Origin of the sequence: Klebsiella sp. K-Nf6 (genome assembly GCF_002806655.1) — a bacterium.
In the GTDB taxonomy this organism is placed as follows: Bacteria; Pseudomonadota; Gammaproteobacteria; order Enterobacterales; family Enterobacteriaceae; genus Klebsiella; species Klebsiella variicola.
Map to the genome: position 1 here is coordinate 744,643 of NZ_PIBN01000001.1, position 12,808 is coordinate 757,450.

Annotated in this window: 9 protein-coding genes and 1 pseudogene; 5 read left to right on the forward strand and 5 right to left on the reverse strand. The window is 60.5% G+C overall.

Going from position 1 to position 12,808, the window contains the following annotated elements; all coding sequences use genetic code 11:
- The first annotated feature begins 32 nt into the window (after positions 1 to 32).
- Positions 33 to 1,766 (forward strand): alpha,alpha-trehalase, encoded by a 1,734-nt coding sequence (locus CWM61_RS03660; RefSeq protein WP_100630709.1) that lies wholly within the window; start codon positions 33 to 35, stop codon positions 1,764 to 1,766.
- Positions 1,767 to 2,026: 260 nt separating this feature from the next.
- Positions 2,027 to 4,147, forward strand: a complete 2,121-nt coding sequence (locus CWM61_RS03665; protein ID WP_100630710.1) for a TonB-dependent siderophore receptor — start codon at positions 2,027 to 2,029, stop codon at positions 4,145 to 4,147.
- Between the two features lie 48 nt (positions 4,148 to 4,195).
- Here CWM61_RS03665 and emtA read toward each other — a convergent pair whose 3' ends face one another.
- Positions 4,196 to 4,807: a membrane-bound lytic murein transglycosylase EmtA gene (gene emtA, locus CWM61_RS03670; protein ID WP_008804313.1), complete on the reverse strand. Its 612-nt coding sequence runs from the start codon at positions 4,805 to 4,807 to the stop codon at positions 4,196 to 4,198.
- 175 nt (positions 4,808 to 4,982) lie between these two features.
- Between emtA and ldcA the strand changes: the two genes are divergently transcribed.
- The gene (gene ldcA, locus CWM61_RS03675) at positions 4,983 to 5,897 is read left to right on the forward strand and encodes a muramoyltetrapeptide carboxypeptidase (protein ID WP_100630711.1); all 915 of its coding nucleotides are present in this window, start codon (positions 4,983 to 4,985) and stop codon (positions 5,895 to 5,897) included.
- A gap of 92 nt (positions 5,898 to 5,989) precedes the next feature.
- On the forward strand, positions 5,990 to 7,723 hold the full coding sequence (locus tag CWM61_RS03680; protein ID WP_074385480.1) for a potassium/proton antiporter: 1,734 nt from the start codon (positions 5,990 to 5,992) through the stop codon (positions 7,721 to 7,723).
- 16 nt (positions 7,724 to 7,739) lie between these two features.
- Here CWM61_RS03680 and dadX read toward each other — a convergent pair whose 3' ends face one another.
- The 3 genes and pseudogenes from dadX to CWM61_RS29025 form a co-directional block, all read right to left on the reverse strand.
- Positions 7,740 to 8,810: a catabolic alanine racemase DadX gene (dadX, locus tag CWM61_RS03685; protein ID WP_100630712.1), complete on the reverse strand. Its 1,071-nt coding sequence runs from the start codon at positions 8,808 to 8,810 to the stop codon at positions 7,740 to 7,742.
- Between the two features lie 9 nt (positions 8,811 to 8,819).
- The gene (locus tag CWM61_RS03690; RefSeq protein WP_008804309.1) at positions 8,820 to 10,118 is read right to left on the reverse strand and encodes a D-amino acid dehydrogenase; all 1,299 of its coding nucleotides are present in this window, start codon (positions 10,116 to 10,118) and stop codon (positions 8,820 to 8,822) included.
- Positions 10,119 to 10,216: 98 nt separating this feature from the next.
- Positions 10,217 to 10,351 (reverse strand): annotated as a pseudogene (locus CWM61_RS29025) (hypothetical protein); the annotation flags it as partial.
- Positions 10,352 to 10,439: 88 nt separating this feature from the next.
- Here CWM61_RS29025 and CWM61_RS03695 point away from each other — a divergent pair.
- Entirely contained in the window at positions 10,440 to 11,972 is a 1,533-nt protein-coding gene (locus tag CWM61_RS03695; protein WP_004203310.1) for a SpoVR family protein, read from the forward strand.
- Positions 11,973 to 12,046: 74 nt separating this feature from the next.
- Here the strand turns inward: CWM61_RS03695 and fadR are convergent, their stop codons facing one another.
- Positions 12,047 to 12,766 carry a fatty acid metabolism transcriptional regulator FadR gene (gene fadR / locus CWM61_RS03700; RefSeq protein WP_012541278.1) on the reverse strand — a complete coding sequence of 240 codons (720 nt, stop codon included), beginning with the start codon at positions 12,764 to 12,766 and terminating at the stop codon, positions 12,047 to 12,049.
- Positions 12,767 to 12,808: the final 42 nt, after the last annotated feature.

Below are 12,808 nucleotides of genomic sequence, written 5' to 3' on the forward strand. Positions count from 1 at the left end.
CCCGCAGTCGATAATGATAAGGAGAACTCCCCATGACGAGTACTGATGCACATCGTCCCGCTGCTTTGCCCTGTTCCCTGCGCCTGGCGATCGGCGGCGCCCTGCTCGCTCTGATGAGCCTGAATGTCCAGGCGGAAGACGGCAAAACCGCACCGCCCCCCTCGCCGGATATTCTGCTGGGCCCGTTATTCAATGATGTCCAGAGCGCGAAGCTCTTTGCCGATCAAAAAACCTTCGCCGACGCGATCCCTAACAGCGATCCGCTGATGATCCTTGCCGATTACCGGATGCAGAAAAACCAGGCCAGCTTTGACCTGCGCCACTTCGTCGAGCTGAACTTCACGCTGCCGAAAGAAAATGACACCTATGTGCCGCCCAAAGGGCAAACCCTGCGTCAACATATCGATGGCCTGTGGCCGGTCCTGACCCGCAGCACTGTCGAGGTGGAAAAATGGGACTCGCTGCTGCCGCTGCCTAAGCCCTACGTGGTCCCCGGAGGACGCTTTCGCGAAGTCTATTACTGGGACAGCTATTTCACCATGCTGGGTCTTGCCGAAAGCGGTCACTGGGATAAAGTCGAAGATATGGTCGCCAACTTCGCCGCGGAAATTGACACCTGGGGCCATATCCCCAACGGCAACCGTACCTATTACCTCAGCCGTTCGCAGCCCCCCTTCTTCTCCTTTATGGTGAGCCTGCTGGCAACGCACGATGGCGACCAGGTGCTGAAAACCTACCAGCCGCAGCTGGAGAAGGAGTATCGCTACTGGATGGCCGGGGCGGACGCGCTGGCCCCCGGCAGCGCCGACAAACGGGCGGTGCGGATGGCGGACGGCGCGCTGCTCAACCGCTACTGGGACGATAACGACACCCCGCGCCCCGAATCCTGGCTTGACGACGTCAAAACCGCCAAAAGCAACCCGAATCGTCCGGCAACCGAGATCTATCGCGACCTGCGCTCCGCCGCCGCCTCCGGCTGGGATTTCAGCTCCCGCTGGATGGATAATCCGCAGCAGCTCGCCACCATTCGCACCACCTCGATTGTCCCGGTCGATCTCAATGCCCTGATGTTCCATCTGGAGAAAACCCTCGCCCGCGCCAGCAAGGCATCCGGGGACAGCGCTGGCGCTACGCAGTACGATGCGTTGGCTAACGCCCGCCAGCAGGCCATCGAGAAATATCTGTGGAATGATAAAGAGGGATGGTACGCCGATTACGATCTGAAAACCCACAAGGTGCGCAATCAGCTGACCGCGGCGGCGCTGTTCCCGCTGTACGTCAATGCGGCGTCACGCGAGCGGGCGACGAAAGTGGCCGCCGCCGCTGAGTCGCGCCTGCTTAAACCCGGCGGGCTGACCACCACCACCGTCAACAGCGGCCAGCAGTGGGACGCCCCGAACGGCTGGGCGCCGCTGCAGTGGGTGGCGGTCGAGGGCCTGCAAAACTACGGCCAACAAAAGATCGCCATGGAGGTCAGCTGGCGCTTCCTGAGCAACGTTCAGCATACCTATGACAGCAAGCAAAAGCTGGTGGAGAAGTATGACGTCAGCTCGACCGGCACCGGCGGCGGTGGAGGGGAATATCCGCTACAGGATGGCTTTGGCTGGACCAACGGCGTCACCCTGAAGATGCTGGATCTGATCTGCCCGCAGGAGAAACCCTGTGACGCCCTGCCCGCCACGCGCCCGGCGGCGGCCCCTTCCGCGCAGAGCAAGCCAGCCGCCAACGACCCCGCGCCGGCGGCAGCGCAAAAGACCGGCGCCTGACGCTTTTCCGGCCCGTCCCTCCCCCTACCAAAATCAGTAGGGGGAGTTATCTCCCTGCTGACTACGGCCCCGCGCAGCCCCGCTCTGCGGCCCGCGGGAAGCACGTCACTCCCCCCATCGCCCTGAACCGGTCACCTTTCGCTTGATCACATAAATACAAACAATAATAATTCGCATTACTTTTTAACGAGCAATGACAGATTCGTTTTTCACGCGGCGGCGTACAGGAGTACCAGACCGCGTTGGTTCAGGATGATCTTATGAACGTGGCTATTTCCCGAAAACGCCCGAGGCTGCTGTACGCCCTCGTGGTCACCCTTCCCCTCACCGCGCAAGCCGAAGAGACGGTGGTGGTCACTGCCAGCCCGCCGGCGTCCGCCAGCGCGCCGACTGAAGGCTACAGTGCCAGCACCTCGCTCGGGGCAACGAAAACCGACCAACCGTTAATCACCACCGCCCAGTCGGTATCGGTGGTCACCCGCCAGCAGATGGCGGACCAAGGGGCGAATACCATCAGCCAGGCGCTGGAATATACCCCGGGGGTTTACTCCAGCTTCGGCGGCGGCGCGACCCGGTTCGACGCCATCTCCCTGCGCGGCTACCACGGCGGCGACGTCGATAACCTGTTCCTCGACGGTATGCGCCTGATGAGCGACGGCGGCAGCCATAACGTTGTGCAAATCGACCCGTGGTTTATCGAACGCGTCGATGTGATCCGCGGCCCCTCCTCCGCGCTCTACGGGCAGAGCGTGCCGGGCGGCGTGGTCAACCTGACCTCCAAACGCCCGCAGTTCAGCCAGCAGGGCCACGTCCGCCTGACCGGCGGTACGCAAAATACCAAAGGCGCGGCCTTCGATTACACCGACGCCATCAACGAGCAGTGGGCATGGCGGCTGATCGGTATGACCCGCAGCAGCGACACGCAGTATGACCATACCCGCGAAGAGCGCTACGCCATTTCACCTTCCCTGCTATGGCAGCCGGACAGCGACACCTCGCTGCTGCTGCGCGCCTATCTGCAAAAAGATCCTTCCGGCGGCTATCATGGCTCTTTGCCGCTGGACGGCACCCGCTACGCGCACAATGGTCGTAAGCTCTCCCCCAGCACCAACGAGGGCGATCCGGGAGATGGCTATCAGCGCCGCCAGCAGATCTACAGCTATGAGTTTGACCACCAGTTCACCGACGTCTGGTCGGTCTATTCCGCCGGGAGCTACACCCATACCAACGTCTCCCTCGATCAGGTCTACCAGGTCGGCTGGATAGATGACAGCGACATGCTGGCCCGCGGCTACAGCGGTTCGCGCGGTTCGCTGGACGGCTGGTCAACCGATAACCGCCTGCGCGCCGATTTCAATACTGGCGACCTGGCGCATACTCTGATCCTCGGCGCCGAATATCATCGCTTCCGCAACGATCTGTGGACCGGCGCCGGCGGTGCGGCGCCGCTAAACCCGTTTAGCGGCTATACCGCGCAGACCGGGCATACCGTCACCTACAGCGATGACAATCATCGCCGCTACTACCAGACCGGGCTGTATCTGCAGGATGAGATGGTCTGGAACCGCTGGCATGTGGATGTTTCCGCTCGCTACGACCGCATCGTCTCCCAGCAGGTCAGCGATACCTTCGGCACCTCAAACCGCCGTTCAGACGACCATATTAGCGGCCGCGCCTCGCTGTTGTACGCCCTGGATAATGGCCTTTCGCCCTATCTGAGCTACAGCCAGGCGATCACCCCGGCGATGCTGCCGGGCGCGGACGGCAAACCGTTGAAACCGACCACCGCCGAGCAGGTCGAAGCCGGCCTGAAGTTCCAGCCGCCGGGCAGCCGCGACCTCTACAGCATCGCAATTTACGACCTGACGCAAAAGGATGTCGCCACCCGCGACCCGAACATCGCCACCGCCACCTATATTCCGGCGGGTAAGGTCCATTCCCAGGGCGTTGAGCTGGAAGCACACCACCAGATCACCCCGCAGCTGAGTACTATCGCCTCGTATACCTGGAATCGTCTGCGCTTCCAGGACACCAAGGACGGTACCGACAACAACACGCCGCAGCTGACCCCGGATCAGATGGCCTCCTTCTGGGCGCGTTATCAGTTCCCGGCGGGGATCTCCGTTGGCGCTGGCGTCCGCTATATCGGCAAACAGTGGGCGGATGATACCAACACCGAGCGGCTGCCGTCGGTCACGTTGATGGATGCCATGATGCGGGCCGACCTCGGCGTCTGGTCGCCGGGGCTGAAAGGCGCTTATGTGCAGGTTAACGCCAACAATATCGGCGACCGCGAGTATATTTCCGGCTGCTACGGCACCGGCAACTGTTACTGGGGAGCAGAGCGCAGCGTTATGGCCACCGTGGGCTACGATTTCTGAGGACTGAGGACGTGGCCTCCGGGAGACTCCCGGAGGCCAAACGAGGGATTACATGGCGTCCAGCGCTTTCTGCAGTTTCCAGATATAGCGCGGCGCCTGCGGTGCCGGGTGTTTTTTCACCACATGCTCGAAGAACTCATCGGCGTCGAGATCGTTAATCTCATCGATGGCGTCCTGGCGGTCCGACGAGAAGGTACGCAGCAGGGCGCCGGCACCGTTGGCATAGGAGACCACCACCGCGTAGCGCATCACCTGCGGGTCTTTGATCCCCGCCAGCGGACCGTTCTCCAGAATGCTCAGGTAGGCGGCCCCCATCGAGATATTACGTTCCGGGTTTTTCAGCTCACTGACCGACGGCTCGCCGCGCCAGCCCATACGCCGGTAGACATCGCGTCCGGAGGTCGACGGCTTGAGCTGCATCAGCCCGACGGCGCCGGATTTACTCACCACCGCTGGATTACCGCCCGACTCGATGGCGATGATCGCTGTGATCAACTGCGGATCCACGCCCCAGGCGGCGCCGGCTTTTTCACTGATCGGCATCCACTGCATCGCCCGCTTCACCGGGACCTCGGGGTTCCACGGCGGATTGGTGTAATCATGTTTCGAACTACAACCGGCCAGAAAAACGACTAAAATAAGCAACCATCTCAATTTCACACATCTATCCTTATCTACCCAAACGCCATCATGCTGCAGAACGACGGCAGCGGTACGTCCCCCGCCTGCCGACAACCTGAAGGATGACGGGTGCGGACTGAAGTTAGCCACCTGGAGATGACAATCGCCATTCCAGGCGGCATCATAACCCTTTCATTCATAGCAAGGAATTATCATGTCTCAGTTTTATCTGGTCGCGCCATCGGGTTATTGCATCAACCAGCAGGCGGCAGCCCGCGGCGTCGAGCGTCTGCAGCAGGCCGGACATGAGGTGGGCCACCAGCAGGTCATTCCCCGCCGGCAGCAGCGTTTCGCCGGGACTGAACATGAACGCCTGGCCGATATTAACCAGCTTGCCCAGTTGCCCGGACGCAACCGTATCGTCCTCGCGGTGCGCGGCGGCTACGGCGCCAGTCGCCTGCTGCCGCATATCGACTGGCAGGGACTGATTGCCCGCCAGCAGCGCGACCCGCTGCTGATTTGCGGCCACAGCGATTTCACCGCTATCCAGTCGGGCCTGCTGGCTACGGGCAACGTCATCACCTTCAGCGGGCCAATGCTCGCGGGCAACTTCGGCGCGGAGACCCTCGATCCGTTTACCGAGCACCATTTCTGGCAGGCGCTACGCCAGCCGGAATTTACCCTCGAATGGCCGGGCGAAGGGCCGAACTGCCGGGTGGAAGGCACCCTGTGGGGGGGAAATCTGGCGATGCTGACCTCGCTTATCGGCACGCCGTGGCTACCGGCGATCCGCGACGGCATCCTGGTGGTGGAGGATATCAACGAGCACCCGTTCCGCGTCGAGCGCATGCTGCTTCAGCTGTTGCATAGCGGCGTGCTGGCGGCGCAGAAAGCGGTGATCTTTGGCAGCTTCACCGGCAGCGCGCCAAACGACTATGACGCGGGGTACGATTTGCCGCAGGTCTTTGATTACCTGCGCCAGCAGCTCTCCCTGCCGTTGATTAGCGGACTGGAGTTTGGCCACGAGCAGCGCACGGTGACCCTGCCGCTGGGCGCCCGCGCGCGACTGGTGAATCAGGCAGCCACCACCACTCTGACGATCAGCGGCCACCCGGTGCTGACAGAATAAATTTCCCGGACGCATAGGCGGATCCCCTGCGAATTGTTAAAATAGTGTCACTTTTAGCCATTTTTTCACGCCAGTCAGGGAGTACGTGAACATTGGACGCCGCTGCGGTCATTAGTCTGTTTATTCTGGGTTCTGTTTTAGTAACCTGCAGTATCTTATTGAGCTCCTTTTCTTCGCGCCTTGGCATCCCGATTCTGGTCATCTTTCTGGCCATCGGGATGCTGGCAGGCATTGACGGCATCGGTGGCATCCCCTTCGACAACTACCCCTTCGCCTATATGGTGAGTAACCTGGCGCTGGCGGTGATCCTGCTGGACGGCGGGATGCGCACCCAGGCCAGCTCCTTTCGCGTCGCACTGTGGCCCGCACTATCGCTGGCGACGGTCGGGGTACTGATCACCTCGGCGCTAACCGGGATGATGGCGGCCTGGCTGTTCAAGCTGGATATGATCGAAGGCCTGCTGATCGGCGCTATTGTCGGCTCCACCGACGCCGCGGCGGTCTTCTCGCTGCTCGGCGGCAAGGGGCTCAACGAGCGCGTCGGCTCAACGCTGGAGATTGAGTCAGGCAGTAACGACCCGATGGCCGTCTTCCTGACCATCACCCTTATCGAAATGATCCAGCAGCACCAAACCGGCCTCAGCTGGATGTTCGCCGTGCATATCATTCAGCAGTTCGGCCTCGGGATCGCCATCGGCCTCGGCGGCGGCTACCTGCTGCTGCAGATGATTAACCGCATCGTGCTGCCCGCCGGACTCTATCCGCTGCTGGCGCTGAGCGGCGGGATCATGATTTTTGCCGTCACCACCACCCTCGACGGCAGCGGTATCCTTGCCGTCTATCTCTGCGGCTTTCTGCTGGGCAACCGGCCGATCCGCAACCGACACGGCATCCTGCAGAACTTCGACGGCCTGGCGTGGCTGGCGCAGATCGCCATGTTCCTGGTGCTGGGCCTGCTGGTGACGCCATCCGACCTGCTGCCTATCGCCATCCCGGCGCTGCTGCTGTCGATGTGGATGATTTTCTTTGCCCGTCCGCTGTCGGTGTTTGCCGGCCTGCTGCCGTTTCGCGGCTTTAACCTGCGCGAACGGGTGTTTATCAGCTGGGTTGGCCTGCGCGGCGCGGTGCCCATTATTCTCGCGGTATTCCCGATGATGGCCGGGCTGGACAACGCCCGTCTGTTCTTCAATGTCGCCTTCTTCGTGGTGCTGGTGTCGCTGCTGCTGCAGGGCACCTCGCTGTCGTGGGCGGCGAAAAAAGCCAAAGTGGTGGTGCCGCCCATCAGCTGGCCCATCTCCCGCGTCGGGCTGGATATTCACCCGGAAAACCCGTGGGAGCAGTTTGTCTATCAGCTGGGCGCCGATAAATGGTGCATCGGCGCGGCGCTGCGCGATCTGCATATGCCGCCGGAGACGCGGATTGCGGCGCTGTTTCGCAACAATGCCCTGCTGCACCCTACCGGCAGCACCCGCCTGCGGGAAGGCGATATCCTGTGCGTCATTGGCCGGGAGCACGACCTGCCGGCGCTGGGCAAAATGTTCAGCCAGTCGCCGCCGGTGGCGCTCGATCAGCGCTTTTTCGGCGACTTTATTCTTGATGCCGAGGCCCGCTTCGCCGATGTGGCGCAAATCTACGGTCTCGACGGCGGAGAGGAGTTTCGCGAGCATCAGCAATCGCTCGGGGAAGTGGTGCAGCAGCTGCTGGGCGCGGCGCCGGTGGTGGGCGACCAGGTGGAGTTCGCCGGAATGGTGTGGACGGTGGCGGAAAAAGAGAACGATCACGTGCTGAAGGTCGGGGTGCGGGTCGCGGAAGACGAGGCGGAGTGATCCGCCCCGGAATAAGTTACAGGGTCACAACCGGCACCCGCGGCGCCAGGGCGCACATCAGCTCATAGCCGACGGTGCCGCTGCTGGCCGCCACGTCGTCGATTTTAATCTCTTTGCCCCACAGCTCGACCGGCGCGCCGATACCGGCCTGCGGACAAGGCGTTAAATCGACCGCCAGCATATCCATCGATACGCGTCCAACGGTGGTGGTGCGTACGCCATCCACCAGCACCGGCGTGCCGCTCGGCGCCACCCGCGGATAGCCATCGGCATAGCCGCAGGCGACGATGCCGATCCGCTGCTCCTGGGTGGTGCGGTACAGGCCGCCATAGCCAATCGCCTCGCCGGGGCGCAGGTTCTGCACGCCGATGATTTCGCTGCGCAGCGTCATGACCGGCTTCAGCCCGGTGTTCGCGATGTCCTGCCACTGCCCGGAAGGCGACGCGCCATACAGCACGATGCCCGGACGCACCCAGTCAAAATGCGCTTCCGGATGCCAGAGAGTCGCCGCCGAGTTGGCCAGCGAGCGCGGGCAATCCAGCCCCTCCGCCGCCTGTTCAATACGGCGCATCGGCTCGACAATCCCCTGCGGGTTCTCCGCCTCCGCGAAGTGCGACATCAGCGTCATTTCTCCGACGTTGCTTATCGCCCGCAACTGCTGCCAGACGGTATGCACCCGCTCCGGCATAAAGCCCAGCCGGTTCATCCCGCTGTTCACCTTGAGATAGATATCCAGCGGCGCGCGCAGCTTCGCCTGCTGCAGCGCCTTAATCTGCCAGTTGCTGTGGACGCTGGTGGTTAAGCGATATTGATCGAGCACCGCCAGCTCATCGGCATGGAAGAAGCCCTCCAGCAGCAGGATCGGACCTTTCCAGCCCTGCTCGCGCAGCAGAATCGCCTCTTCCAGGTTGAGCAAGGCGAAACCATCCGCCCCGCTTAACGCACTCCATACGCGCGCCACGCCGTGGCCGTAGGCGTTGGCCTTGACCACCGCCCACAGGCGCGCCCCGGGGGCCGCGCGACGCACTATCTGTAAATTCTGCCGCAAGGCCAGCAGGTCGATGCTGGCCACTACCGGACGGGTCATGCAAGCTCCTTAGTTGTGTGCGCCATGCAGATGCTGTGGGCGCGCCGGGGTGAAGCCGGGGCTGTAGCGGGCGACCGCCAGATCGTCGTAAGGGATCGCCGGCGTGCGCCCGGAGATCAGATCGCTGATAAGCTGCCCGGAACCACAGGCCATGGTCCAGCCAAGCGTGCCGTGGCCGGTGTTGAGCCACAGATTTTTATACGCCGTGCGTCCGACCACCGGCGTGCCGTCCGGCGTCATCGGCCGCAGGCCGGTCCAGAACGTCGCCTGCTCCACGTGGCCGCCGCGTGGGAACAGGTCGCGCACCACCATCTCCAGGGTTTCGCGACGCGGCTGCAGCAGCGCTTTGTTAAAACCGACGATCTCGGCCATGCCGCCGACGCGAATGCGCTGATCGAAACGGGTAATAGCGATTTTGTATGTCTCATCAAGGATAGTGGAAACCGGCGCGCCGTCCTCCTGGGCAATCGGAATGGTTAATGAGTAACCTTTCAGGGGATAGACCGGTATATCCACCAGCCCTTTAAGCATCGCCGTTGAGTAGGAGCCGAAGGCCATCACATAGGCGTCGCCCTTGATAATCTCATCGCCGCATTTCACCCCGGCAATGCGATCGCCCTCCTGCAGCAGGGCGTCCACGGCGGTGTTGAAGCGGAAGGTGACCCCGGCCTGTTCCGCCATCGCCGCCAGACGGGTGGTAAACAGCTGGCAGTCACCGGTTTCATCATTGGGCAGGCGCAGGCCGCCGGTCAGTTTATGGCTGACTTCCGCCAGCGCCGGCTCCACCTCCGCCAGCCGCTTCGCTTCCAGCAGCTGGTACGGCACGCCGGCATCTTCCAGCACCGCGATGTCGCGGGTGGCATTTTCATACTGTTTGGCGGTCCGGAACAGCTGAAGTGTCCCGCCCTGACGTCCTTCATACTGAATGCCGGTGGTGTCGCGCAGCGCTTTCAGGCAGTCGCGGCTGTACTCCGCCAGGCGCACCATACGGCCTTTGTTCTCCATATAGTGGCGGGTGTCGCAGTTACGCAGCATCTGCCACATCCACTTCAGCTGGAACGACGTGCCGTCAAGGCCTATCGCCAGCGGCGCATGGCGCTGAAACATCCATTTGATCGCCTTCAGCGGCACCCCCGGCGCCGCCCAGGGCGCCGCATAGCCGGGAGAAATCTGCCCGGCGTTGGCCGCGCTGGTCTCCTCTGCCGGGCCAGGCTGACGGTCGATAACCGTCACCTCATGACCCGCCTGACTCAAATACCACGCGCTGGCTACCCCAACCACCCCACTTCCCAGTATGACGACACGCATAGCGACTCCGTAACAGTTAAAGAACAATCATCTAATTACAAATTGATAACTCAGTTGAAAATATTATTCAACATACGCTTTATTTATGGTGACTTAACTCACAGCAAACCGCACCAGCCCTGCGCTGCGAGATTTACGATCTCATGCTGCGCTTTATTTTTACCCAGCATTAAATTCTGTAAATAAGCGCAAAAAACGGCTTTGAGATGGGGAAATCGCGAAGAAAAGAAATTGTCTGACGATACAGTTTGCCATCCGGTGTTCTATGCTTGTTTAGAGGTTTTCCGTTCAGAGAAAACCAACAACAACGAGGGCGCGCTAATGGCTACGATTGACTCCATGAACAGGGACACCACCCGTTTAAGCGATGGACCCGACTGGACGTTCGAGTTACTGGAGACCTACCTGGCCGAAGTGGACCGGGTCGCCAAGCTCTATCGTCTTGACACCTACCCGCACCAAATCGAAGTCATTACTTCCGAGCAGATGATGGACGCCTACTCCAGCGTCGGCATGCCCATCAACTATCCGCACTGGTCGTTCGGCAAAAAATTCATTGAGACCGAGCAGGCCTATAAGCACGGCCAGCAGGGCCTGGCGTATGAGATAGTCATCAACTCCAATCCTTGTATCGCCTACCTGATGGAAGAAAACACCATCACCATGCAGGCGCTGGTCATGGCGCACGCCTGCTATGGGCATAACTCGTTCTTTAAAAATAACTATCTGTTTCGCAGCTGGACCGACGCCAGCTCGATCATCGACTACCTGATCTTCGCCCGCAAATACATTACCGAGTGCGAAGAGCGCTATGGCGTCGACGAAGTGGAGAAACTGCTCGACTCCTGCCACGCGCTGATGAACTACGGCGTCGACCGCTATAAACGTCCGCAAAAAATCTCTCTGCAAGAGGAGAAAGCGCGGCAGAAAAGCCGGGAAGAGTATCTGCAAAGCCAGGTGAATATGCTGTGGCGCACCCTGCCGAAGCGCGAGGAAGAAAAAGCGATTGAGTCCGCCCGTCGCTACCCTTCCGAACCGCAGGAGAACCTGCTGTACTTTATGGAGAAGAACGCCCCGCTGCTCGAATCGTGGCAGCGCGAGATCCTGCGCATCGTGCGTAAAGTCAGCCAGTATTTCTATCCGCAGAAACAGACCCAGGTGATGAACGAGGGATGGGCGACCTTCTGGCACTACACCATCCTCAACCATCTCTATGATGAAGGGAAAGTGACGGAGCGCTTTATGCTGGAGTTTCTCCACAGTCACACTAACGTGGTGTTCCAGCCGCCGTACAACAGTCCGTGGTATAGCGGGATTAACCCCTACGCGCTGGGCTTCGCCATGTTCCAGGACATCAAGCGCATCTGTCAGTCGCCCACGGAAGAGGACAAGTACTGGTTCCCGGATATCGCCGGTTCTGACTGGCTGGAAACGTTGCATTTCGCGATGCGTGATTTTAAGGACGAGAGCTTTATCAGTCAGTTCCTGTCGCCGAAGATCATGCGCGATTTCCGCTTCTTCACCGTGCTCGACGACGATCACAACAATTATCTTGAGATCTCGGCGATCCACAACGAAGAGGGCTATCGCGAGATCCGCAACAAGCTCTCGGCGCAGTATAACCTCAGCAATCTTGAGCCGAATATCCAGGTGTGGAACGTTGACCTGCGCGGCGACCGCTCGCTGACCTTGCGCTATGTGCCGCACAACCGCGTCCCACTGGACAAAGGCCGGCGCGAAGTGCTGAAACATGTGCATCGTCTGTGGGGATTCGATGTGCTGCTGGAGCAGCAGAACGCCGACGGCAGCATTGAGCTGCTGGACCGCTGCCCGGCGCGCCCGAACGCGCTATAGCATTGCGGGACGATGAAAACGACGAAGGGGGCCATTGGCCCCCTTATGTTGTTTATCGATCGCTAATATCCGGCTTAACGCATATTCATGGCTAAATCGCCGGGCAGCGATTTCTGCATCCGATGCCAGATCTCCCCGCTGTCATGGCCGTAGCGACGGACCAGCTCGTACACCTGATCGTGCAGGCCGCCTTCGCACACCTTCGCCAGCTGATGATAAAAGCCCAGCGCCAGGCTGCGCGCTTCCGGGCTGGAGAAATAGTGGCGGCCGATGCGGGTATACAGCCCCTTCATGCCGTTGAGGATCAGGCCGTAAATCGGGTTGCCGGAGGCAAACGCCAGACCACGGAAGATGTTGTAATCGAGGTCGGCAAAGGCATCGGCGTGATCTTCCACTTCCCGGGCGCTGTCCAGTACCGCCAGCGCTTTATCCGGATGCTGACGGAACGCGGTGCGAATAAAAATCGTGGAAATATTGGTGCGCACGGAGAGCAGGTTATCAATCAGCTGCGGCACGCTGTCGTGATCGAGACGTGCCAGCGTTTCGAGGATATTCAGCCCGGAGGTCTCCCAGAAGTTGTTCACTTTAGTGGGTTTGCCATGCTGAATGGTCAACCAGCCGTCACGCGCCAGACGCTGCAACACTTCGCGCAGAGTGGTGCGGGTAACACCGATCAGCTCAGAAAGCTCGCGTTCAGCGGGGAGAATCGATCCAGGTGGGAAGCGGTTATTCCAGATGCTCTCAATGATATACTCTTCCGCGAAACCCGCAGGGCTCTGCGCCTTAATGACCATAATAATATTTCCATTACACATTGTTGCAATTGCACTCATCAT

What these genes read in the sequence shown, in the direction of transcription:
- CWM61_RS03660 (WP_100630709.1), top strand. Translation starts at nt 33, where the DNA reads ATGACGAGTACTGATGCACATCGTCCCGCTGCTTTGCCCTGTTCCCTG.
- CWM61_RS03665 (WP_100630710.1), top strand. Translation starts at nt 2,027, where the DNA reads ATGAACGTGGCTATTTCCCGAAAACGCCCGAGGCTGCTGTACGCCCTC.
- ldcA (WP_100630711.1), top strand. Translation starts at nt 4,983, where the DNA reads ATGTCTCAGTTTTATCTGGTCGCGCCATCGGGTTATTGCATCAACCAG.
- dadX (WP_100630712.1), bottom strand. Translation starts at nt 8,810, where the DNA reads ATGACCCGTCCGGTAGTGGCCAGCATCGACCTGCTGGCCTTGCGGCAG.
- CWM61_RS03690 (WP_008804309.1), bottom strand. Translation starts at nt 10,118, where the DNA reads ATGCGTGTCGTCATACTGGGAAGTGGGGTGGTTGGGGTAGCCAGCGCG.
- CWM61_RS03695 (WP_004203310.1), top strand. Translation starts at nt 10,440, where the DNA reads ATGGCTACGATTGACTCCATGAACAGGGACACCACCCGTTTAAGCGAT.
- fadR (WP_012541278.1), bottom strand. Translation starts at nt 12,766, where the DNA reads ATGGTCATTAAGGCGCAGAGCCCTGCGGGTTTCGCGGAAGAGTATATC.